Annotated in this window: 22 protein-coding genes and 1 pseudogene; 8 read left to right on the top strand and 15 right to left on the bottom strand. The window is 30.7% G+C overall.

What is annotated here, in order from left to right; translation table 11 throughout:
- Positions 1-79: 79 nt before the first annotated feature.
- On the bottom strand, positions 80-574 hold the full coding sequence (locus tag AAID94_03020) for a PAS domain-containing protein (GenBank protein ID XAK24503.1): 495 nt from the start codon (positions 572-574) through the stop codon (positions 80-82).
- A gap of 258 nt (positions 575-832) precedes the next feature.
- Here AAID94_03020 and AAID94_03015 point away from each other — a divergent pair, with 258 nt between their 5' ends.
- Positions 833-2,209: a cation:dicarboxylase symporter family transporter gene (locus AAID94_03015; protein ID XAK24502.1), complete on the top strand. Its 1,377-nt coding sequence runs from the start codon at positions 833-835 to the stop codon at positions 2,207-2,209.
- On the opposite strand, the gene AAID94_03010 is transcribed toward AAID94_03015, so the two are convergent.
- Entirely contained in the window at positions 2,206-3,009 is an 804-nt protein-coding gene (locus AAID94_03010) for an inverse autotransporter beta domain-containing protein (GenBank protein ID XAK24501.1), read from the bottom strand. The two genes, AAID94_03015 and AAID94_03010, sit on opposite strands and share 4 nt — an antisense overlap.
- A gap of 139 nt (positions 3,010-3,148) precedes the next feature.
- Between AAID94_03010 and AAID94_03005 the strand changes: the two genes are divergently transcribed.
- On the top strand, positions 3,149-4,675 hold the full coding sequence (locus tag AAID94_03005) for an inorganic phosphate transporter (GenBank protein ID XAK24500.1): 1,527 nt from the start codon (positions 3,149-3,151) through the stop codon (positions 4,673-4,675).
- Between the two features lie 2 nt (positions 4,676-4,677).
- Here the strand turns inward: AAID94_03005 and AAID94_03000 are convergent, their stop codons facing one another.
- Genes AAID94_03000 through gatB form a run of 3 tightly spaced genes read right to left on the bottom strand, consistent with a single transcriptional unit; the run spans position 4,678 to position 8,185 of the window.
- Positions 4,678-5,859 (bottom strand): metal-dependent hydrolase, encoded by a 1,182-nt coding sequence (locus AAID94_03000; protein XAK24499.1) that lies wholly within the window; start codon positions 5,857-5,859, stop codon positions 4,678-4,680.
- Positions 5,853-6,767, bottom strand: a complete 915-nt coding sequence (locus tag AAID94_02995) for an NAD(P)H-dependent glycerol-3-phosphate dehydrogenase (protein ID XAK24498.1) — start codon at positions 6,765-6,767, stop codon at positions 5,853-5,855. Before AAID94_02995 ends, AAID94_03000 begins: the two co-directional genes overlap by 7 nt.
- Positions 6,767-8,185, bottom strand: a complete 1,419-nt coding sequence (gene gatB, locus AAID94_02990; GenBank protein ID XAK24497.1) for an Asp-tRNA(Asn)/Glu-tRNA(Gln) amidotransferase subunit GatB — start codon at positions 8,183-8,185, stop codon at positions 6,767-6,769. The genes AAID94_02995 and gatB overlap by 1 nt, the downstream gene beginning before the upstream one ends.
- Positions 8,186-8,297: 112 nt before the next feature.
- On the opposite strand from gatB, the gene luxS reads away from it, so the two are divergent.
- The 5 genes from luxS (at position 8,298) to metF (ending at position 14,029) form a co-directional block, all read left to right on the top strand.
- On the top strand, positions 8,298-8,792 hold the full coding sequence (gene luxS / locus AAID94_02985) for an S-ribosylhomocysteine lyase (protein XAK24496.1): 495 nt from the start codon (positions 8,298-8,300) through the stop codon (positions 8,790-8,792).
- A gap of 316 nt (positions 8,793-9,108) precedes the next feature.
- Positions 9,109-10,101 (top strand): isopenicillin N synthase family oxygenase, encoded by a 993-nt coding sequence (locus AAID94_02980; protein ID XAK24495.1) that lies wholly within the window; start codon positions 9,109-9,111, stop codon positions 10,099-10,101.
- A 12-nt stretch (positions 10,102-10,113) separates the two neighbouring features.
- A complete protein-coding gene (locus AAID94_02975) occupies positions 10,114-10,884 on the top strand; it encodes a MetQ/NlpA family ABC transporter substrate-binding protein (protein ID XAK24494.1) in 771 nt (256 codons plus the stop codon).
- Between the two features lie 22 nt (positions 10,885-10,906).
- The gene (gene metE, locus AAID94_02970) at positions 10,907-13,171 is read left to right on the top strand and encodes a 5-methyltetrahydropteroyltriglutamate--homocysteine S-methyltransferase (protein ID XAK24493.1); all 2,265 of its coding nucleotides are present in this window, start codon (positions 10,907-10,909) and stop codon (positions 13,169-13,171) included.
- A 9-nt stretch (positions 13,172-13,180) separates the two neighbouring features.
- Positions 13,181-14,029, top strand: coding sequence for a methylenetetrahydrofolate reductase [NAD(P)H] (gene metF / locus AAID94_02965; protein XAK24492.1), 849 nt, complete (start codon positions 13,181-13,183; stop codon positions 14,027-14,029).
- A 9-nt stretch (positions 14,030-14,038) separates the two neighbouring features.
- Here metF and AAID94_02960 read toward each other — a convergent pair whose 3' ends face one another.
- The 10 genes and pseudogenes from AAID94_02960 to radA all read right to left on the bottom strand — a co-directional run bounded on the left by AAID94_02960 (position 14,039) and on the right by radA (position 21,358).
- Positions 14,039-14,239: a hypothetical protein gene (locus AAID94_02960; GenBank protein ID XAK24491.1), complete on the bottom strand. Its 201-nt coding sequence runs from the start codon at positions 14,237-14,239 to the stop codon at positions 14,039-14,041.
- Positions 14,236-14,916 (bottom strand): F0F1 ATP synthase subunit A, encoded by a 681-nt coding sequence (locus AAID94_02955; protein ID XAK24490.1) that lies wholly within the window; start codon positions 14,914-14,916, stop codon positions 14,236-14,238. The genes AAID94_02960 and AAID94_02955 overlap by 4 nt, the downstream gene beginning before the upstream one ends.
- A gap of 108 nt (positions 14,917-15,024) precedes the next feature.
- Complete coding sequence (locus AAID94_02950; protein ID XAK24489.1) at positions 15,025-15,795, bottom strand: hypothetical protein; 771 nt, start codon at positions 15,793-15,795, stop codon at positions 15,025-15,027.
- A 23-nt stretch (positions 15,796-15,818) separates the two neighbouring features.
- A pseudogene (locus AAID94_02945) lies at positions 15,819-17,095 on the bottom strand (hypothetical protein).
- 41 nt (positions 17,096-17,136) lie between these two features.
- Complete coding sequence (locus AAID94_02940) at positions 17,137-17,724, bottom strand: hypothetical protein (GenBank protein XAK24488.1); 588 nt, start codon at positions 17,722-17,724, stop codon at positions 17,137-17,139.
- Positions 17,724-18,773 carry a hypothetical protein gene (locus AAID94_02935; GenBank protein ID XAK24487.1) on the bottom strand — a complete coding sequence of 350 codons (1,050 nt, stop codon included), beginning with the start codon at positions 18,771-18,773 and terminating at the stop codon, positions 17,724-17,726. Before AAID94_02935 ends, AAID94_02940 begins: the two co-directional genes overlap by 1 nt.
- Complete coding sequence (locus tag AAID94_02930; GenBank protein XAK24486.1) at positions 18,770-19,249, bottom strand: hypothetical protein; 480 nt, start codon at positions 19,247-19,249, stop codon at positions 18,770-18,772. The genes AAID94_02935 and AAID94_02930 overlap by 4 nt, the downstream gene beginning before the upstream one ends.
- A 46-nt stretch (positions 19,250-19,295) precedes the next feature.
- Positions 19,296-19,469 carry a hypothetical protein gene (locus tag AAID94_02925; protein XAK24485.1) on the bottom strand — a complete coding sequence of 58 codons (174 nt, stop codon included), beginning with the start codon at positions 19,467-19,469 and terminating at the stop codon, positions 19,296-19,298.
- The gene (locus AAID94_02920; GenBank protein ID XAK24484.1) at positions 19,466-19,891 is read right to left on the bottom strand and encodes a hypothetical protein; all 426 of its coding nucleotides are present in this window, start codon (positions 19,889-19,891) and stop codon (positions 19,466-19,468) included. The genes AAID94_02925 and AAID94_02920 overlap by 4 nt, the downstream gene beginning before the upstream one ends.
- A 126-nt stretch (positions 19,892-20,017) precedes the next feature.
- Positions 20,018-21,358, bottom strand: a complete 1,341-nt coding sequence (radA, locus tag AAID94_02915; protein ID XAK24483.1) for a DNA repair protein RadA — start codon at positions 21,356-21,358, stop codon at positions 20,018-20,020.
- Positions 21,359-21,491: 133 nt separating this feature from the next.
- Between radA and AAID94_02910 the strand changes: the two genes are divergently transcribed.
- The gene (locus tag AAID94_02910) at positions 21,492-22,343 is read left to right on the top strand and encodes a carbon-nitrogen hydrolase family protein (protein XAK24482.1); all 852 of its coding nucleotides are present in this window, start codon (positions 21,492-21,494) and stop codon (positions 22,341-22,343) included.
- Positions 22,344-22,345 lie beyond the last annotated feature (2 nt).

The raw sequence follows: 22,345 nt of genomic DNA, 5'->3' as shown, positions 1-22,345 counted from the left end.
AATTTTATTCACACCTTGTAATATATATTACCTAAAAAATTTCGCAATTATATATTATTTATTATTAAGTATAGTTGAATTAGTTATTTTTTTGTAGATTAAAAATTAGATGATTATAATGAGTTTTATGTGAATTTACTATATCATCTAGAGTCTGAAGTCCTGCTTTAATCCCGCCTTGTTTTTCTTTTTCAAGTAGGATTTTATAAATTTCTTCTATAATGGGCAAAGCCTTGCGGTTAGGAGCACGTCGCACTGAATAATAATTTATAATATTGCCTTGTTTATCAAAAGAAGCCGTTATATTAGCAAAAACCCAATAATACCTTCCGTCTTTAGCTTTATTTTTTACAAAAGCAAAAATTTCCTTACCATTTTGTATATAATCCCATAAGCATTTAAAAACAGTGCGAGGCATATCTTCATGTCTGACTATATTATGAGATTTTAACAAGAGTTCATCAACTTCATAGCCTGCATATTTTAAAAAATCATTATTAGCATAAATAATATTTCCTTTAAGATCTGTTTTAGATGTAATAAGGGCATCTTTTGCTAAGAATATTTCTTCCATAATCTTAATTTTTTATATTCCTTTTTCTTAAAGTAATTATCAAAATATTATAAAGCATTTATAATAAAAAATAAATAAATAAATTATGATATTTTAAGATAAATAAAATCATAATAATTGAGAAATTTAGTAACACGATTTAAAAAATTAGTTTTACTAAAAACTTATTTTAATTATTTTTAAACTATGTTCTATTTATTTTTTGCTAAACTTTTAGAATTAGCTTAATCTCTAAAAGTGGAATTATAAGGAGTTATTTTGGAAACTTTAAGTCAAACCTTTGCAGAAAGAAAACCTCCATTATATAAACGCATGTTTAAAAGTTTGGGTTTTTGGGTTATTGTAGGTATTATTGCAGGCATTATACTTGGCTATGTAAACAAAGAAATAGCTATAGCGAGTAAACCTGGAGTTGATTATTTCATAAGCGCCTTAAAAGTTCTTATTGGTCCTATTATTTTTGTTACCTTGGTTTTAGGCATCATTAGCCTTGAAAGCCTTAAAAAAGTTGGAAGTATAGGTGCTAAAGCAGTTATTTATTTTGAAGTTGTAAGCACCTTAGCACTTGCTATAGGTATTTTTATGGCGAACATAATGCAACCGGGTCGCGGAATGAATCTTGATCCAAAACAACTTGATACTGCAAGTGTACAAAAATATATTTCTCAAACAACTGAGGTAAGTGCAAGTTCAGAGATCATGCACATTCTACAAGATGCTATGCCAAGGGATATTATAACTCCTTTTACCGAAGGCAAAACTATGCAAGTTTTAGTTATTGCTATTATTACAGCTCTTATTATTTCTTTAATGAGAATAGAAGATAGACAAGCTATCCAAAGAGTTCTTGAGGTAATTCAAAACTTTGTATTTAAAATTTTACAAGTCATCATGTATTTTAGTCCAGTCGCTGCTTTTTCGGCTATGGCGGTGCTTATAGCCCAATACGGCTTAGGCTCTTTGATCAATCTTGCATATTTATTATTGGTAATGCTTGTTTCTTGTCTTATTTTTATTTTTGGAATTTTAGGCTTGATTTGTTATTTTGCAAAAGTCAATATATTTAAATTTATGCGCTTTATTTCTAGAGAAGTGCTTATAGTATTTGCAACAAGCTCTAGCGAGTCTGCTCTTGCTCCTTTGATGAGAAAACTTGAAAAAGCAGGTCTTTCTAAGGCTACCGTCGGACTTGTTTTGCCAACAGGATATAGTTTTAATCTTGATTGTACTAATATATACCTAGCCATGAGTTTGATTTTCCTAGCTCAAGCTTTCAATGTAAATTTAAGCTTAGCTCATGAAATAAGCATTTTAATAGTCTTAATGATAGCTTCAAAAGGTGCAGTAGGTGTTACAGGTTCAGGATTTATTGTTCTTGGAAGTACCCTAGCAGCTTTAGGCAATATGGAAATTTCTGAGGCAAATGCAACCTTAGCACAAGTTTTACCTGTGGCTGCTATAGGAGTTCTTTTAGGTGTTGATAAATTCATGTCAGAAATGAGAGCGGTTGGAAATCTTTGCGGAAATTCGGTTGCAGCCTTAATCGTAGCAATATGGGATAAGCAAATTGATTGGGAAAAATTCCGCTATGCCCTAGATAATCCAGAAAAATTCCATAATGCTGGTATGCATTAACGCACTCTTTGCAAGAAGTCATAACGATTAACTTCTTGCAAGGCATTATCTTTTTTTCTAAGTTGCTTCATAAAACTTTCATCAAAATTAAAACTAAAACCCACCTGCAAAACAGTATCATCAATAGCTTCATTTGCACTAAAATCGCGGCGTAATATTTTTAAACTCAAAACGCTATAAGGTGAATACGATACTTGATAATTTATTTTCTCACTATCTTTACTTATATCAAAGATAAAAGCACTATAAGATGGGATAGCAAAGCTTATTCCGAATTGTAAATTTTCATCCGCTTCATTTGGAACATAATAATTGCTATAAGCTTTTATAAATTGATGATAACCCAATTCAGCTCCAAAGCTTTTGCTTTCTTTTTGTTCCTTTTGCCCATCGATGAAGCCATTTATACCCAATAAAAAATCATCTTTTTCATAACGATTAATCAATCCGCCTGAATAATTATAACTATCTTGTGTAGCGTAAAATTCTTTTTGAAAAAGCAAAGAATTATTCTCCCTCTCATAAAGCGAGTTTAAATTTTTAATTTGCACATTTTCATTTTGAAAATCTAAATTTCCATCGGTTTTATCAATACCATTTTTATTTTCCAATGTATTGGATAATATACCATTTAAAGCACTTTTAAAATCAATATTTTCTTCCTTTATTGTCGGCGCTTTTTTGGCAGCTTGATAATTAAATTTTTGCCATTGGTTTTGATTATTTTTTAAGGCATTATCTAGCTCATCAGCATTTAGCAAAGAGAAAAAAAGCATAAGTATATATAAAATACTTTTCATCGCTTTTCCTAAAATCATTATTTATTTTTCATTATAAAAAATTAAAATAAATAAAAATTAGCTATAAAGGATAAGAGCTGTAAAATTTGCAAATTCAGGATTATAAGGGTATAATTCAAGCTAAAAAAGGCTTAATTTTATGCAAAAAGATAATCTTATCGCATTTATCATTTTTACTATCAGTGTAATTGCATTTATCATTTGGGGATTTGGCTATATTTCCCAACACCAACTCATACTCTTTATACTCGCTTCTATCTTTGGAATATTTATGGCGTTTAACATAGGTGGAAACGATGTAGCAAATTCTTTTGGTACTAGCGTGGGAGCTAAAACTGTAACCATAAAACAAGCTTTGATCATAGCAGCTGTTTTTGAACTCAGCGGTGCCATTTTTGCAGGCGCTGAAGTGACTAAAACGATACGCAGTGGAATAGTTATATTTCCTGAACAATTTGATCCTATGCTTTTTGTTGCCATCATGCTAGCAGCACTTTTAAGCTCTGGAGCTTGGATTTTTATCGCCACAAAAAAAGGCTTACCTGTATCTACTACGCATAGTATCATAGGCGGTATAGTTGGAGCTAGTATTATGATGGGGCTTTTAAAATTTGATGGATCTCAAACCTTATCCATGGTTAAATGGAGTGAAATAGTAAGGATTGCTATATCTTGGGTTATTTCACCCCTCTTAGGTGGTCTTGTAGCTTATCTTATCTACTCCTATATAGACAAAAAAATACTCAAACCATCAGAAAAACTTAGCGAAGAACTAAAAAATTTAAAAAAAGATAGAAAAAAATTTAAAGAAAATTATTTTTTAAATCTTAAAACTAAAAGTATGGAAGAACAAATTAAAGAACTCTCAGCTATAGCCTTAGAAGATGAAGGACAAGAAAATAGCTTTTATAAAAATCAAATCAAAGAATTTAAAGAAAAAGAAAAAAGTATAGATATCTACTCTGTTTTAAAAACACATATGCCTATTATCGCTTGCGTTGGAGCTGCTATCATCACTGCTATGTTTTTATTTAAGGGCTTAAACAATGTTAGTACTTTAGATATTTTGCAAAATTTTTGGATTATAGGAATTATTGGAACTATTAGCTATATTGTAACTTTTGCTATAGTAAAGATTGTTAAAAAAACTGAATTAAACAAAACCACCGATAGACTTTTTGCTTGGTTTCAAATTTTTACCGCTTCTAGTTTTGCTTTCTCTCATGGAGCTAATGATATAGCCAATGCTATTGGCCCTTTTGCTGCGATCTTAGATGTTCTTAAAAATGGCACTATCAATGCAAATTCTCCTGTACCTTTTGCCGCTCTAGCTATGTTTGGAGTTGCCTTGGTTGTAGGGCTTTGGTTTTTAGGCAAAGAAGTTATTACCACCGTAGGTTCTAAACTAGCTTCCATACGCCCTACAACAGGATTTAGTGCGGAACTTGGAGCAAGTATAGTAATACTTTTAGCAACACAATTTGGAATTCCAGTAAGCTCTACGCACATTTTAATCGGTGCGGTTTTAGGTATTGGCGTGTATAATAAAAATGCAAATTGGATTATGATGAAACCTATAGGACTAGCTTGGATTATCACTTTACCGGCTGCTGGGATTATGGCAGCACTTGTATTTTTAGGATTTAAACTAAGCTTAGGACTTTAAGCTTAGTTTGAAATTATATTTTCGCCTTTTATAAGGTGAAGCTTAACCTTTCCAAAAAGTTTATCATTTGCATAAAGTGAACTTTTTGGAGCAGAAATTTCTTCGCTTTCATCAAAAAGAACTAAATTTGCTTCCTTTCCAACTTCTATTATTCCACTATTTAAACCCAAAAATTCGCTTGGATTTTGACTTGTTACCTTGCAAAGATTTTTCCAAGTTAAAAGGCCTTCTTTGATGAGAAAAGTGTAACAAAGGCTCATAAATTCACATATGCTATGAATTCCAAAAGCCGCTTCATCAAAAGCCAAATCTTTTAAGGAAATCGATTTTGCACTATGCAAAGAGCTCAAAAAGTCTATTTTTCCTTGTTTTAAAGCCTGCTTCAAACTTTCTTTATCTTCTTTGCTTCTTAAAGGTGGATTGAGTTTTGCTGCTGTATTAAATCCAATGCATGCATTGTCATCTTTGATTAGATGGTGTATGCTGATAAGTTTTAGATTTTCGTCCTCTAAAAGCTCTATAGAACGCTTAAGACTAAGCAAATCAAAAATCACTTTAACGCCATAAAATTTAGCTATTTCTTTAATCTTAGCCACTTCACTACTTTCAGCTACTGCACTCATACCCGCAAGGCCTAATTCAAAACTCATTTCACAATCATTCATCACGCCATTGTCATCAAAATTCTCATCATAACATTTTACAAAAATACTTTTTTCTTTCATTAGAGCATATTGCATACTTACACGCAAAATATTTGCATTACACGAACTCTTAAGCTCTAGAGCATGTGCGCCTTTATTTAAAAGTGTAGCTAAATTTTTAAGCTTGCCTTGTTTATCTAAGGTGCAAACACTAGGAAAAATTTGTATTTTTCTAAATTTTAAATTTTGCAAAAAAAGTGAAAAACTTTCTTCATCAAAATCCATACAATCACGCAAGATTATAGCGCCAACCCCTCCTCTTAAACACTCCTTTTCTAAAAGTTCTAGGTTGCTTAGGGAGAATTTATCATTTTTTAAATTTACACATAAATCCACAAAGGATGGCAATAAAGTCATTCCTTGAGCATCCAATACTTCATCGTTATCGTCTAAATTTGCGCCTATTTTTACTATCTTTCCATCTTTAATTAAAAGATCTTGTAAATTTTCACCATAAATTTTAGCATTTTTAATTAGCATTGAAACTCCTGATTATCCTTTGTTTTTAATAAATTTTGTACCGCTTGCTTGACATTTTTTCCTTGCAAGATCTGTACTATTTCGTTTACAATAGGCGTGTAAATTGCTTTATCTTTTGAAATCTTTTCTATAGCATAGGCTGTTTTTACCCCCTCTGCTACCTCGCCTAATTCCTGTAAAATATCATCAAGTTTTTTTTCTTTTGCCAAAGCCAAACCTACGCGATAATTTCTTGATAGCACGCTGGTTGCAGTTAAAAATAAATCTCCTGCACCCCCAAGTCCTAAAAAAGTTTCTTCCTTAGCTCCAAAAAATTTACCAAAACGATGCATTTCAATAAGACCTCTAGAAATCAAAGAAGCTCTTGCGTTATTTCCAAGTCCTAAACCATCGCTTATACCGCTAGCAATAGCTAAAACATTTTTATAAGCACCACAAATTTCAGCACCGCGCACATCATCATCTGTATATACTTTGATAAAATCTGGAAAAAAACTTGCAAATTCTTTACATAATTTTTCTTTTATCCCACTCACAACTAAAGCACAAGGAAGATTTTGCATTACTTCGGCTGCAAAAGAAGGACCGCTTAAAACACAAAGTTTATCCCTATCTACAAATTCGCTAAAAATTTCATCTAAAAACTTACAAGTTGAAGTATCTATACCCTTAGAAGCAATAAGAATTTTTTGACCCTTGTTAACAAAATTTTGTTTAAGCCAAGAATGAATTCCTTGAGAGCTTAAAGCAAAAACCAAATATTCACAATCTAAGGCCTGCTCTAAGCTCACAAAATAAGGCAAATCCCGCTGCGTGCGAGAAGTCATAAAACAAGTATTATTAATACTCAAAGCACTATATAAAGCACTGCCCCATTTTCCTGCACCGATGATTGCGATTTTGCTCATCAGCCCAGCTTTGCTTTTAAAATTTCATTGACCTTGCTAGGATTAAAGGCCCCTTTACCTTCTTTCATAGTCTGCCCCACAAAGAAACCAAAAAGCTTATCTTTTCCACTTTTATATTCTGCGACCTTATCGGCATTTGCATTTAAAATTTGCTCAATTACTGCTTCGATAGCTGAATCATCACTAACTTGCTTAAGCCCTAATTTTTCAATCGTCTCATCAATATCCATATCTGGATTTTCAAAAACATGGGCTAAAATATCCTTTGCCGCTTTTGCGCTGATAACGCCCTCTTCTATGCGTTTGATTAAAGCGCCGAGTTTAATTGCGTCTACGGGAGAATTTTCTATCGTTAATTCCCCTTTTAAAAGCCCCATAAGTTCAGTATTTAACCAATTTACACAAAGCTTAGGATTTAAATTTAAAGCAATCAAACTTTCAAAAAAACGACTCAATTCAAGCGATCCTATAAGCACCTCCGCATCGCTTTCTTTAATGCCAAGTTCATTTATATAACGCATTTTTTTCTCATCAGGAAGTTCAGGAATTTGAATATCTAAAAATTCATCTTTTAACAGCACAGGCAATAAATCAGGATCAGGAAAATAGCGATATTCTGCTGCTTCTTCCTTGCCGCGCATACTTCTTGTAACCAAATTTATTGTATCAAAAAGTCTCGTTTCTTGCACGACTTCTTTATCATAAACACCATCTTCCCATGCTTCGCTTTGTCTTTTTACTTCGTATTCTATGGCTTTTTGGATAAAACGGAAGGAATTAAGATTTTTAATCTCCACTCTAGTATAAAGTTTGGTATCGCCCTTCGGTCTTATGCTTACATTAGCATCGCATCTAAAACTTCCCTCTTGCATATTTGCATCAGAGATATCTAAAAAGCGTATGATAGAATGAAGCTTTTTAAGATACGCTACTGCTTCATCGCTACTTCTAAGTTCAGGTTCGCTTACAATTTCAAGCAAAGGAGTTCCTGCGCGGTTTAAATCTACTTTAGAATAATTATTTTCATGGATATTTTTACCCGCATCTTCTTCTAAATGTGCTCTTGTAATACCTATGCGTTTATTTTCACCATTTATATTGATAAAAAGCTCACCCTTTTCTACTATAGGAATATCAAATTGTGAAATTTGATAAGCTTTTGGTAGATCAGGATAAAAATAATTTTTTCTATTAAAAACACTTTTTTTATTTATGGTAGCATTTACCGCTTTTCCAAAAGCGATGGCCTTTTTTACCGCTTCTTCATTTAAAACCGGCAAAGCACCCGGTAAAGCCAAACAAGTGGGACAAACATTTGTATTTGGAGCTTCTCCAAAAGAAGTTGCGCATGAGCAAAATATTTTTGTTTTAGTATTGAGTTGAGTATGTACTTCAAGTCCTATGACTACTTCAAACATTGATTTTCCTTGAATTTTAATACTTTATTTTATCCTTTTTTCTTTTAGAAAGGCTTTAAATATTATTTTTAAATGTTATAATCTGTAAAATAATTTACACAAAGGAGTTAAAATGCCACTACTTGACAGTTTTAAAGTAGATCATACTAAAATGCCAGCGCCTGCCGTGCGTTTAGCTAAAACTATGAAAACACCAAAGGGTGATGATATTAGCGTATTTGACTTGCGCTTTTGCATACCTAATAAAGATATCATGAGTGAAAAAGGTACACATACTTTAGAGCATCTGTTTGCTGGTTTTATGAGAGATCATTTAAATTCGGATTCGGTTGAAATCATTGACATCTCGCCTATGGGCTGTCGTACAGGTTTTTACATGAGCTTAATTGGAACACCTGATGAAAAAAGTGTTGCTAAAGCTTGGGAGGCTGCAATGAAAGATGTTTTAAATGTGAGTGATCAAAACAAAATTCCTGAACTCAATATCTATCAATGTGGAACTTGCGCTATGCATTCTTTAGATGAAGCAAAAGAAATTGCACAAAAAGTTTTAAATTCTAGTATAGGCGTGATGAATAACGAAGAATTAAAACTTGAAAATATTTAAAAATTAATCCTTGAAATTTTCAAGGATTAAGCTTTTTTTAATATATTTTTTTTTACAATTCATAAAAATTAATTTTCCCAAGGAGAAAGAATGAAACTGATGTGCCAGATGTGTAGTATCTAGTGCGTCCTTTGGCTTTACGTTATGTTTCCAAAGGTCCAAAAAGGTGGATAAGGAGATATAATGTGTAGAAAAGTCAAAAGTTTTATTTTTTCAAAACACAACTTAAAATCCTAATTTTTAGTTAAATCCTACGAAACAAAATCTAAACATTAAGATATCTTCTTATCCTTAAATATAATTTTAAGGAGAGAAAATGAATTTACCTGTACTTGATTTAAAGATTTATGAAAAAGACAAAAGTACCTTTCTTAAAAATCTAAGAGAAATTACTTCAAATGTAGGTTTTTTTTATCTTATCAATCATGGTATCGATAAAAATTTAAATGAAAAATTATTTAAACTTAGTAAAGATTTTTTCAATCTTCCTAGAAGCTCTAAAGAACTTATCTCCATGGTGCATTCACCTCAATTTAGAGGTTATACAAGCGAAGGCTTTGAATATACTGCTGGAGAAAAAGATTATAGAGAGCAAATTGACATAGGCACAGAAAGAAAAGCTTTAAAATGGGATTTAAATTCGCCTCTATGGCAAAGATTAGAAGGTCCAAATTTATGGCCTGATGAAATTCCTGAACTTAAAGAAATATTTTTAGCTTGGCATGAACAAACAAGAAATGCTTGTTTAAAAATTTTACAAGCATTTGCTGAAGCTCTTGATCTGCCTAGTGATGCCTTTGGAAAACTCTATGGCGAAAATTCTTATGAACATTGCAAAATCATACACTATCCAAAAAGCTCCAAAGACGCCACTCAAGGAGTAGGACCACACAAAGACGGTGGGCTTATTACCTTTGTTTTTCAAGAAGAGCAAAACGGACTTGAGGCTTTTATTGATGATCAATGGATTAAAGTTCCCCCACTTGAAGGTAGTGTTGTGGTTAATATAGGAGAATTTTTAGAATTAGCTACTAATGGCTATTTAAAAGCTACCATACATCGAGTAAATTTAAGCCCGAAAGAACGCTTTAGCATAGCTTATTTCCTTGGAGTGCAACTCGATAAAGATATTCCTATTTTTCCATTAAATCCTGAACTTGCTCGAGAAAGCAAGGGTGTGGATACAGATCCAAAAAATCCGCTTTTAAGAAATGTTGCTAGTAATTATTTTAAAAGAATGATACGCTCACATCCTGATGTAGCGCGCATTTACCATAGCGATTTAATAGAAAAATTCAGTTTTGCATAAAAAGGAGAGATGATGACTATATTTGCAAAAGCTTTTTGCATAGCAACTCTTTTTACGAGCTTTGCTTGGGCCAATGAAGAACTTAAAGTGGGCTCTTCAGTTGTCCCACACGCGGACATTTTAAAGTTTATCAAACCTACTCTTCAAAAGCAAGGTTATGATTTAAAAATTTACGAATTTAATGATGGAGTGATTCCTAATATTATGGTGGAAAATGGCGAACTTGATGCAAATTATTTTCAGCATGAGCCTTATTTAAAAGAATTTAACCAAAGACAAGGTACTCATCTTGTAAAAGTTGCTAGTATTCATATTGAACCTATGGCAGTATATTCTAAAAAACATAAGGAATTTCAACCTAAAACAGGAGCAAGTATATCAATACCTAATAATCCTACAAATGAAAGTCGTGCTTTACGCATAGTAGCAAGTGCGGGATTGATCGAAATTAAAGATAGTGAACTTGTTACACCCTTAGATATTGTAAAAAATCCTAAAAATCTTAAATTTGTAGAATTAAAAGATGCTCAGCTTACAAGAAGTTTAGATGATGTAGACTACTCTCTCATCAATAGTAATTTTGCAATTTTATCGGGCTTAAACCCTATAAAAGATGGGCTTTATACAGAAAATAAATATAGTGAGTATGGTAATATCATCGCTGTTAAAGCAGGAAATGAAGATCTTGATAAAATCAAAGCTTTAGTCAAAGCTTTACAAAGCGATGAAGTTAAAAATTTCATAGAAGAAAAATATCAGGGTGCTTTAATCCCTACTTTTTAATTTAACAACAAAGGAGAACAACATGAAAAATTCAATCATTTCTTACCCAAGAATAGGTGCAAATAGAGAATTAAAATTTGCTATTGAAAAATATTTCAAAGCTCAAAGTTCTAAAGAAGAGCTTTTAGAAACTGCTAAAAATTTAAGAGCTAGACATTGGAAAGATATCCAAAATGCTGGGATTGATTTCATTCCTAGCAATGATTTTTCGCTATATGATAATGTATTAGATACAGCTGTGCTTTTCAATATCACTCCAAAACGCTATAAGGACTTAAATTTAGATCCTTTAGATGAGTATTTTGCGCAAAGTCGTGGTTATCAAGGAAAAAATGGAGATACTATAGCTCTAGCAATGAAAAAATGGTTTAATACAAACTATCATTATTTAGTGCCTGAGTGTGATGATGCAAGCATTATAGCTTTAAGCGGGGATAAAATTTTTAAAGAATATCTTGAAGCAAAAGAACTTGGCATAGAAACAAAACCTGTTTTGGTAGGAATTTTTACCCTCTTTAAACTCATAGCTTTTAAAGATGAAAACACTAAGCAACTTGCTAAAGACAAGCTTTTACAAGCATACATTGAACTTCTTAAAAAACTTAATTCATTAGGAGTAGCATGGCTAGAACTTGATGAACCTTATTTAGTTTATGATTTAAATCAAGAAGATATTGCTTTATTTGAAGAATTTTACAAAGAACTTTTAAAACATAAGGGAGAAGTTAAAGTCTTGCTTCAAAGTTATTTTGGAGATTTAAGAGATATTTATACTAAACTTCTAGAAAGTGATTTTGATGCTTTGGGGCTTGATTTTGTAGAAGGCAAAGAAAGTTTAAATTTAATCCAAAAATATGGCTTTGCTAACGATAAAATACTTTTTGCAGGTATAGTAAATGGTAAAAATATCTATGCTAATGATTACGCAAAAAGCTTAAAACTTATCAAAGAACTTCAAAAATACACTCAAAATATAGTTATAAATACCTCGTGTTCACTCTTGCACGTTCCTTATAGTACAGAATTTGAAACTAAATTAGATTCAAGTTATCTTAAACTTTTCTCTTTTGCAAAAGAAAAACTTAAAGAATTACAAGACTTAAAAGCTATCATAGATAGCAATGAAGAAAATCCTCTTTTTAAAGCCAATCAAGAACTCTTTAAAAATATTCCTAATCGTTTAGATGAAAAAGTAAAAGCTAGACTTCAAACTCTAAAAAAAGAAGACTTTGTAAGAAAGCCTGAATTTAAAGAGCGTATCCAAATTCAAAAAGAATTTTTAGAACTTCCTCTTTTACCAACTACAACCATAGGATCATTTCCTCAAAGTGCTGATGTGCGTTCCAATCGTCTTGCTTTTAAACAAGAAAAAATTTCAGCACAAAACTATACCGAATTTAACCAACAAAAAATTAAAGAATGTATCCAAATTCAAGAAGAAATAGGACTTGATGTTTTGGTGCACGGGGAATTTGAAAGAAATGATATGGTGGAATATTTTGGAGAAAACTTGAAAGGCTTTTTATTTACTCAAAATGGCTGGGTTCAAAGCTATGGAACAAGATGTGTAAAACCACCTGTAATTTGGGGCGATGTATCACGCACAAAACCTATCACTCTAGCATGGTCTAAATTTGCTCAAAGCTTGAGTAAAAAAATCGTAAAAGGTATGCTAACAGGTCCTGTAACTATACTCAACTGGTCTTTCCCAAGAGAAGATATCAGCCTAAAAGAAAGCACTGAACAAATAGCTTTAGCTTTAAGAGATGAAGTTTTAGATCTTGAAAATGCAGGCATTAAAATCATACAAATTGATGAAGCAGCCCTAAGAGAAAAACTGCCTCTAAGAAAAAGCGATTGGCATAGCGAGTATTTAGATTGGGCGATCCCTGCTTTCAATCTTGTACATAGCGGAGTAAAAACCAAAACACAAATTCATACACATATGTGTTATAGCGAATTTAGCGATATCTTAAAAGAAATTGATGCAATGGATGCAGATGTAATATCTTTTGAAGCTTCAAGATCAAATCTTAATCTTTTAGATACCCTAAAAGCTGTTAATTTTCAAACCGAAGTTGGACCAGGAGTTTATGATATACATAGCCCTAGGGTGCCTAGCGTGGAAGAAATAAGCTCAACCATAGAAAAAATTCTTAGCAAATTACCTAAAGAGCAAATTTGGATCAATCCAGACTGCGGACTTAAAACAAGGGGTTATGAAGAAGTTGTAGCCGCTCTTAAAAATTTAGTTATCGCCACACAAAAAATAAGAGAGAAATTATAAGGAGGTCTTATGTGTAGCTTTTCTTTTGAAATTTTTCCACCAAGAAGAGATGAAAACATTAAGAATCTTAATGCAATTTTAGATGATTTAGGACAATTAAGTCCTAATTTCATCAGCGTAACTTTTGGTGCTGGTGGCTCTATAAATTCAAAAAATACCTTAGAAACAGCAAGCTTAATTCAAGAAGAATATAAAATTCCTAGCATAGTACACCTACCTTGCATTCATTCTAGCAAAGAAAAAATTACGAGCATACTTCAAGAATGCAAAGAAAGACAACTTGATAAAATTCTTGCCTTAAGAGGGGATGTGTGTAATGATTTAGAAAAAAGTAAAGATTTTTCTTATGCAAGCGATTTGATTTCTTTTATCCGAAAACAAGGAGAATTTGAAATTTATGCAGCTTGCTATCCTGAAAAACACAACGAGTCTCGAAATTTTATTGAAGATATACACCATCTTAAAAATAAAGTCGACGCAGGCACAGACAAACTTATCACTCAACTTTTCTATAATAATGAAGATTTTTACACTTTTAAGCAAAATTGTGCTTTAGCAGGTATTAATATTCCTATTTATGCAGGCATTATGCCTATTACAAACAAAAGGCAAGTATTAAAAATTTCACAGCTTTGTGGAGCTAAAATTCCGCCTAAATTTGCCAAAATTTTAGAAAAATATGAAAACAATACTTTAGCTTTAGAAGATGCTGGGATCGCTTATGCGATAGATCAAATTGTTGATTTGATTACTAGTGGGGTGGATGGAATTCATCTTTATACTATGAATAAATCCAAAGCAGCTATCAAAATTTATGAAGCCGTAAAATATTTACTAAAAGAAGAACTTCACGCTTAAAAATAAAACTTACTTGCTTTTATCTTGATTGATTTTAAGTTTTAATTCATAATTTTCTATAAGACAAATAAAAACTAAAGATAAAAGCAAACCCGGAAGAAGCCCTAAGAAAAAATATAAAAAAGAATGAAATTTAAAAAAGAAAAAAAGTGCGCCAAAAAGCATTAAAGCCAAAGACGCACCCTTGAAGAATTCTAAGATATAAATCAATGACCTTCCTCAACTATCGTTGCACCCGCTAGATAAACATAAGTCAAAATCATAAAAATAAATGCTTGCAAAAATGCCATAAAAGTTAAAAGAACATACGCAGGAAGCGGAGCGATATAAGGGACAAGAGCTAAAATTACCATTAAAAATAAATCATCACCCTTGATATTTCCAAAAAGACGAAAAGATAAAGAAACAACACGAGAAAGGTGAGATACTACTTCTATAGGAAACATTAAAGGAGCAAGGAATTTAATAGGACCCATAAAATGAGCAAAATATTTTACAAAACCTTGAGTACGAATTCCTTCAAAATGATAATAAATAAATACGATAATAGCCAAAGAAAGTGTTAAATTTAAACTCGCTGTTGGAGCATGAAAGCCTGGTATAATACCGATGATATTACTAAAGAAAACTATAATTCCTAAAGTTGCTACAAGAGGAAGATATTTTCTCGCACCTTTTTCATCTCCCATGGTGTCGCGTCCCATTGACAAAACACCTTCTAAAAACGCTTCACCTAAATTTTGCATACCGCGTGGAACAAGTTGCATAGAACGAGTAGCCATTGAAGCACAAATGACAGCAATCAAAGCCACCAAACCTAAATGAAAAAAATAAGAAAAAGTATGACTTGAGTCAAGTAAAGAACTGAATAAAAATAAATCTTTCATAATTTCCTCGCTATTTTTTTAAACTCTAATTATATTATCATCTTGCTTATATTTTAATGAAAACTAACAAAATACTTATATGCGTTTAAATTAAGAAAATAAGCACCCTCACCTCACCCTTAAATTCATCAACATTGAAGTAAGAGTATAAGCTTTATCCTTGTTTGACTTTAAATATAAAGTCTTAATATTATTTTGCGTTAAAGCTTCTAAAATCTTTATGAGTTCAAATTTATTTAAAGTCTTAAAATTATTAAGAAGTTTTAAATAAAGTCCTAAATTCATTTTAAAATCTAAATCCATGTATTGATTTTCAATATTTTGAATCTTTTTTTCATGGATATAAAAATGATTATCTTTAAAATAAAAATAAGAATTTAAATTTTTATCCTTCAATAAAAGATTATAAAAATTTAAAAGACTTTCTTTGCTGTTTAAGTCTATAAAATTAAGATAAAAATTCTTTTCTTCTAAAGCTAATTTTAAAGCATTAAGATTAGTAAAAGAAGTATTAAGATTTTCATCATTCTTTAAAGCATAAACGACATTTTCTTGTTCTTGTTTTTGAGTGATAGCATATTGTAATAAAGGGTTTTTATAGTATGTATCACTATTGATTAAAACATTGATATAAAAAGCTTCTTTGCTTTTTTGAGTTAATTGAAGTAAAGATAAAAGCGTAGAAGGGATATAAAAAGAATCAAGCTTTAAGTTTAAATACTTATCATAAGTATTTATATAAGTTAATTCTTGATTAAAATCTAAAGGCTGTTCTTTTAAATTTAAAAGCATTGTTCCGCCTAATCCTAATAAAGCTAGATTTTTAAAATTCTCTAAAGCTTTTCTTTTTTCTAAATCGATTTGAAGTGTTTTTTGCATTTGTTTTTCCTTTCTTTTGTGGTTTAATCTTTGATATTATGTTCTTTAGCATAAGCTAGTATCTTAGCTCTAAGTTCCCTTGGGAAATTATATCTATAAATAGCAGGGATTCTTGGATCAAGGAGTTTATCAAGCTTATGTCTTTTATAAATAATTTCTAGTCTTTCAGGGCTATAGTATCTTGGAGCATTAGGATAACCTTGAGGAGGAGTGAGGGCTGCGAGTTTGGCATGAAGTATCAAAAGGTCATCAAATAATCTAGCCGATTCTTTACTTCTACTATCGCGAATATCAGAGGAAAAATTCATTCTATTACCAAAAGTATAAGCATTAGCTTCTTCATCGAATTCTTTCCTGCTCTCTGGAGTAGAATCTATATCTCTTGGATCTTTTAATTTACCTTGTCTTACTTTCTCATCTAAAGCCTTAACACTACCGCCATCACCATCATAAGCAAATTGATATTCATTCAAATCAATCACCCAATCCACTCCTATAAGTTCATCTAAGAAAGGTAGCATTCCAAATTCATCATAAGGAGGATTTTTAGCAAAGTCTTTTAGCATTTGAGCTTTAAGAGAGTTTTTGTGTATACCATCTGTTAAACCTCTATATGCATAAGAATCATAAAGACTTTTAAAACCTTGTTCATGTCCTAGTTGTATGAGTAAAAAATTTATTGCTTGAGTTCTTGCTTTAAATCCTGTCATGGAAAGTTGTAAGGCTCCTATAAATCCTTTTATATCTCCTAGTATTCCTGCTGCTAATTCCCATTCAGCGATAAAGAGCCAACCTTTATGCATATTAGCCATACCTCTATTAGCTTCTACTTCTTTGTAAAGTTCTTTATAGTCTTTATTGATTAAATTTCCTTTTTCATCTACATTACAATATGCTTCATAAGGTATATCTATAACAGTACTTCTAAGTCCACTTCTTATAATTAAATATTTATATCTTTCTCTTTTAGTTTTTAAAGATTTATAATAAGCTTTTTCTGCTTTAGTCCAAGGAGCTATAGCTCCTTTAATGGGATCTTTTAAATATATGCTTTGCCATTCTTTAAATTCAAGCAAAGTGGATTTTTGCCCTGTATAAAAGTTAGGATCTAGATATATTGGTTGATAGTCTTTGTAGGGGAGTTTTTCATAATATAATAAGATTCAAAAACCGCTTTGGAATATTCTTGAGTATAATTGCCTGTGGGTTTAATATTTTCTTTAAATAGTATTTTATTGGTATCTTTTTCCACATCTAATGTTAATCCATTGGGTGTATAAATCTCATAAGTTTCGCTCATTATTTATCCTTTGTAAAATCCAATGTAAAATCCAAATAAACTCATCTATTAATCTTTCCTATCCATCTTATAATATTACCCTTATCATCAATCTCTACTTCTAAATCTTTGTATTTGTTATAAAATTTAGGAGCTAAGATTTCATTAAAATATTTTGTGCCTTTGGGGGTAATAATTGCATTAATATTATATTTATTCCAACTACTTGGAATATCCCAAGAAGCAATACAAAAATCATCTATATAAAAACACTCTTTATTGATATAATTATCTAAAAAATATTTCCAATTTTTATCTTTATCTTTAGTATAAGCTGATAATGTATTTTGTTTTTCATCGTTTATATAAAAATCAATTAAATCATGTAGAAATAATTTTGTAAATACTTTTACAAATTCACCTTGATAATCTTTTGTATAAAGGTTAAAAATCATAAAAAATTCTGCATAATCACTACATTCTAAGAAATCGCATAAAAAACTATACTCTATAATCTCTGTTATATCATTTTTATTTACTTGTTTATGTGTGGAAAATATATCAAGAAATGAATTTATATGCAAATCAAGCAAGACATCCCATTGTGGAAATAATTCTGCATTTATAGTTTCTAAAACTTTAAATTTCATTAAGGTTTTCCTAGGTTATTAATATGTATTTTATAATCTTTATTATTAATTTTAGTATCTATCGTGGGCATATTGTCACTTTTGTTGCTTGAATAATTTCTCAACATTAATCTTGTGTCATCTTCTAAAATTCTTATAATTCTAATTCTTTTACTATTTGTTTCCACTATTTCTTTTTGATAATTTTTTGTTAACTTGTCCCATAAAACCATCAATTCATTTATATCATCTACTAAATAAATTCTATTGTGAGATTTTTTTAATTTTTTAATTTCATTTAAAATTTCATCCTTTGTCAATGATTTTTTCTTAATAATATTTTTTGCATTTTTGGGATTTTTCACTGCGCCAAGCATTGCTAAGGTATCACCGATAATGCTGACATTTTCAAGTGAATTTGAAATATCTTCCACTATACCTTCTAATGGGGTAAATAAAGGCTTTATGGCTCCGCTTGATGATTTTTCCCATTCTTTAAATTCATCAAATACTATCTCGATAAACTCTCCACTGCCATCTTGTGTTTGTATTCTTATAACATTATCAGGGATGATTTCTTGAGTATTGTTATAGTTTTCATTGATGTGAGCTTGTGTGGTATTTGTATCATCTTTTATATTATCACTTATAAGCATATCTTTATTATTTGCGTTAAAATAATCCTTAGTATAAACATTAAAGCAACACACATTTTCATTATCAAGCCACTCATCTAAACCTTTTGCAATTTCAAAATCAATCTTTTGCATTTTAGAAGGAGTTAAAAAAACTCCAGTTCCAAAACCCCAAAAACCATCATTGAATTCATTAGGCTCTTTGGCTTCATACCATTTTTGATCTATCTTGTCCCATTCTTTGTTTTTAAGATATTCTTGTCTTAATTCTTTATCTATTTTATCAAGTTCATCAGGACTTTTATCTTTAGTAAGTCCTAAAAAGGCGTGGGTAAAATCTTCCGCATTAATAAAATTTTTATTTTCGCAATCTAAAAAACATTCTACCAATGGATCAATATAAATTGTTGCATAATATTTTATTATTTCTTTCATTTTGAAATAGTCCCTTCTAAAAGTCCATAAGGTATGATTCCTATAAATATCGCAAATTCAAAACAAAAATACATCATTAAAAATAAAAATCTAAATTTTAAATGTAATTTAACAAAAAAGAGCCATATTGTTATTAATAAAATATTCATTACCACAAGATTTAAATAAAAATCATTAAAAATTATATTAAAGATATACATAAAAGAATAGCAAAAAAGATGAATAAAAAAGAAGTTTTTATAAAAACTTAAGAAAATAAACCAAAATATAGCAATATAAAATAGCAAGATAGGAAAGAAAAAAACAATATAAAGCTCAAATTCCAAATTCTTAAGTTTATATACAACAACAAACACGGCACATATTAAGGCAATATAGCCACTCCCTAAACACCAAGCAATTTGCCCACTTGATATATTGTCTATTCCTTTACTTTCTAGTTTTGCTTTGAGTTTAGAATAAATAGGAATTTGCAAATTTGCTCCTAATATAGATAAATTGTTTTATTATAAACTAATTTGCTTAAAATTTTTGTCTTAATTCTTTATCTATTTTATCTAACTCATCAAGACTTTTGCCTTTGGTAAGTCCTAAAAAGGCGTGGGTAAAATCTTCCGCATTAATAAAATTTTTATTTTCGCAATCTAAAAAACATTCTACCAATGGATCAATATAAATTGTTGCACAATACTTCATTTATAAAATCCTCCTAATAACTCAAATATATATACCATAGCCACTAAAAAAATATATCCGCATAAAAAAGTTATTAGAATTCTCCAAGCCCTTAAAAAGATAAGAATTATAGGTGCAAAAATAAAAAATAAAATTTTAAAATTATAGATAAACTCATGATATTTCATATATATAAATATCAATATTACAAGTAATAATAATGCAAAAAAATTTTTAGTATAAAGCATATTTAATATAAAAATAAATATCATAAAAAACAAAATAATAAATTGATTGTAATTGTTGCTAATATAAAGATACATCATAGGAATGATAAAAATACCCACGCTACACACAAACCAAGCAATTTGTCCGCTTGATATATTGTCTATTCCTTTGCTTTCTAGTTTTGCTTTGAGTTTAGAATAAATAGGAATTTGCAAATTTACTCCTTAGTTTAAAAGGTAAATATATTTAAGTATCACTCAATGTTTTTTATCTTTTTGCCTTTATTTAACCCATATACACCCTTGCTAGATGATAGTGGCTAGTTTACTTGCAAAATAGCATCACATCCATTCTAAAACTTGGGCAAGCTCTTTGGCTACAAAGCATTTAAGTCCTACATCTTCTAAAGGTTTAGATGGAATGATAGCATTTTTAAATTTTTGCATTTTGGCTTCTTTTAAACGAGTATCAAGACTAAAAACTTCTCTTATTTCTCCATTTAAACTCAATTCCCCTATAAAAACACAATCCTTACTCAAAGGACGATTTTTAAAACTAGAAATAATAGCCGCAACCACAGCCAAATCAGCCGCAGTTTCATTCACTCTTACTCCACCACTAATATTTATAAAGACATCATAATGTCCAAGTGGAATTTCTAATTTTCTTTCAAGTAAAGCTAAAAGCATGTCAAGGCGATTTTTTTCATAGCCTGTGGCACTGCGTTTAGGATAAGAACTCTCACAAACTAAAGCTTGCACTTCTAAAACCAAAGCACGAGAACCCTCCATTACAACACCTAAAGCACTGCCTGAAGTAGCCTTACCTCGTGTAAAAAAACGATTGGCTAAATCTTTTGCACTGATCAAACCTTTAGGAGTCATTTCAAAAATTCCCACCTCACTTGTGCCACCAAAGCGATTTTTAAAACCCCTTAAAAGTCTAATTTCTTTAGTTGCATCCCCTTCAAAATAAAGCACCACATCAACCATATGTTCTAAAACCCTAGGACCTGCTATGGCTCCTTCTTTGGTAATATGCCCTATTATAAAAGTGCTGATATTATAAGTTTTGCTTACTCGCATAAGTTCAAAAGTGATCTCACGCACTTGAGTGATACTTCCAGCCGCTGAAGCAATTTTGTTTGAATATAAAGTTTGTATGGAATCAATAATCAGAATTTCATAATCTTTCTTATGCAATTCTTCCAAAATATTTTCAAGACAAAGTTCTGTAAGTAAAAATAAATTAGGAGTATTAGCCTCAAGTCGATCCGCTCTTAATTTGATTTGCGCTTTGCTTTCTTCTCCGCTTACATAAAGAACTTTTTTATTTTTTTTAGCCAAATTAGAAGCAATCTTTAGCAAAAGTGTAGATTTACCTACTCCAGGACTACCACCTATGAGCACCAAAGAACCCTCAACAAGCCCTCCGCCTAAAACCAAATCCAGCTCATCATCATCAGTACTACATCTTGAAAAATGCTCAAGTTCTACATCTTCTATACAGATAGCCTCGCTTGCCCTTGTGCTTGCTTGTGCGATTTCTTTTAAAACTTTAATTTGTTCAGATTTTAATTCTATAAAACTATCCCAAGAACCACACTCAGGACATTTTCCAAGCCATTTGCTTTGCTGATTTCCGCAAGCTTGGCATTCAAAAAGAATTTTATTTTTAGCCATGATACTTCTTTAAAGAATATTTATTGCAATAATTTTTCACATTATAACCAAAATTAAATTAAAATTTAACAAAAAGTCAAATAAAATTAAGTTTTATATGATTATAATTAAATAAAATAAAAAAGGCTAGAGCATGCAAAAATTACTAAAAGTCGCCCTAATCCAATTTGCTCCAAAATCTTACGAGGTTCAAAACAATCTCGATAAAGCCTTAAAACTTGCCCATCTTGCATTGGAGCAAGGTGCTAGACTGATAGTTTTGCCTGAACTTTACGATAGTGCTTATTGCGTAGAAGATCAAGATGAAAAATTTAGCTTAAATTTACATCAAGCACATCCTAATCTTGATGCATTACAAAAATTAGCTAAAAACTATCAAGCTTATATCGTAGCATGCTCTATAGAAAAAGATACCCAACTTTATGATAGCGCTTACATCATTAGTCACAAAGGTCTTTTAGGTGTTTATAGAAAAATTTATCTTTGGGGTAATGAAAAAGAAAGATTTGCAAGAGGAGATAAATATCCTATTTTTGAACTAGAATTTGAAAATTTTAAACTCAAATTAGGTTTGCAAATTTGTTATGAAATAGGCTTTAGCGAAGGATCTAGATTTTTAGCACTTCAAGGAGCTGAAATCATTTGTTTTCCTTCAGCTTTTGGTAAAGCAAGGACTTATGTTTGGGATTTAGCAAGTAGGGCTAGAGCTTTAGAAAATGGTGTTTTTGTCTTAGCTGCTAACCGATCTGGAAGTGAAATTTCTAAGATAAATAATGAAACTTTAACCTTTGCTGGAAAATCAAAAATTATCAATCCTAAAGGAGAAATTTTAAAAGAAATCTTAGAAGAAGAAGGTTTTATCATAGCTGAACTTGATCTTGAAGAAGTTCAAATTCAAAGAAAAAATTTACCTTATCTTAAAGATTTAAATCTCAAATTAAATCAAGAAATATTAACAAACATCCATCTTAATACAAAGGAGTAAAA

The sequence above is a fragment of the Campylobacter coli genome, from assembly GCA_039516895.1.
Taxonomy (GTDB): Bacteria; Campylobacterota; Campylobacteria; order Campylobacterales; family Campylobacteraceae; genus Campylobacter_D; species Campylobacter_D coli_B.
Note: the sequence above shows the minus strand (reverse complement) of the source record. Positions and strands in the feature narration are given on the sequence as shown.

Excerpts from the sequence above, each read along its gene's own strand:
- AAID94_03020 (XAK24503.1), bottom strand. The coding sequence starts at position 574 with ATGGAAGAAATATTCTTAGCAAAAGATGCCCTTATTACATCTAAAACA.
- AAID94_03010 (XAK24501.1), bottom strand. The coding sequence starts at position 3,009 with ATGAAAAGTATTTTATATATACTTATGCTTTTTTTCTCTTTGCTAAAT.
- AAID94_03005 (XAK24500.1), top strand. The coding sequence starts at position 3,149 with ATGCAAAAAGATAATCTTATCGCATTTATCATTTTTACTATCAGTGTA.
- AAID94_03000 (XAK24499.1), bottom strand. The coding sequence starts at position 5,859 with ATGCTAATTAAAAATGCTAAAATTTATGGTGAAAATTTACAAGATCTT.
- AAID94_02995 (XAK24498.1), bottom strand. The coding sequence starts at position 6,767 with ATGAGCAAAATCGCAATCATCGGTGCAGGAAAATGGGGCAGTGCTTTA.
- gatB (XAK24497.1), bottom strand. The coding sequence starts at position 8,185 with ATGTTTGAAGTAGTCATAGGACTTGAAGTACATACTCAACTCAATACT.
- luxS (XAK24496.1), top strand. The coding sequence starts at position 8,298 with ATGCCACTACTTGACAGTTTTAAAGTAGATCATACTAAAATGCCAGCG.
- AAID94_02980 (XAK24495.1), top strand. The coding sequence starts at position 9,109 with ATGAATTTACCTGTACTTGATTTAAAGATTTATGAAAAAGACAAAAGT.
- AAID94_02975 (XAK24494.1), top strand. The coding sequence starts at position 10,114 with ATGACTATATTTGCAAAAGCTTTTTGCATAGCAACTCTTTTTACGAGC.
- metE (XAK24493.1), top strand. The coding sequence starts at position 10,907 with ATGAAAAATTCAATCATTTCTTACCCAAGAATAGGTGCAAATAGAGAA.
- metF (XAK24492.1), top strand. The coding sequence starts at position 13,181 with ATGTGTAGCTTTTCTTTTGAAATTTTTCCACCAAGAAGAGATGAAAAC.
- AAID94_02955 (XAK24490.1), bottom strand. The coding sequence starts at position 14,916 with ATGAAAGATTTATTTTTATTCAGTTCTTTACTTGACTCAAGTCATACT.
- AAID94_02950 (XAK24489.1), bottom strand. The coding sequence starts at position 15,795 with ATGCAAAAAACACTTCAAATCGATTTAGAAAAAAGAAAAGCTTTAGAG.
- AAID94_02940 (XAK24488.1), bottom strand. The coding sequence starts at position 17,724 with ATGAAATTTAAAGTTTTAGAAACTATAAATGCAGAATTATTTCCACAA.
- AAID94_02935 (XAK24487.1), bottom strand. The coding sequence starts at position 18,773 with ATGAAAGAAATAATAAAATATTATGCAACAATTTATATTGATCCATTG.
- AAID94_02925 (XAK24485.1), bottom strand. The coding sequence starts at position 19,469 with ATGAAGTATTGTGCAACAATTTATATTGATCCATTGGTAGAATGTTTT.
- radA (XAK24483.1), bottom strand. The coding sequence starts at position 21,358 with ATGGCTAAAAATAAAATTCTTTTTGAATGCCAAGCTTGCGGAAATCAG.
- AAID94_02910 (XAK24482.1), top strand. The coding sequence starts at position 21,492 with ATGCAAAAATTACTAAAAGTCGCCCTAATCCAATTTGCTCCAAAATCT.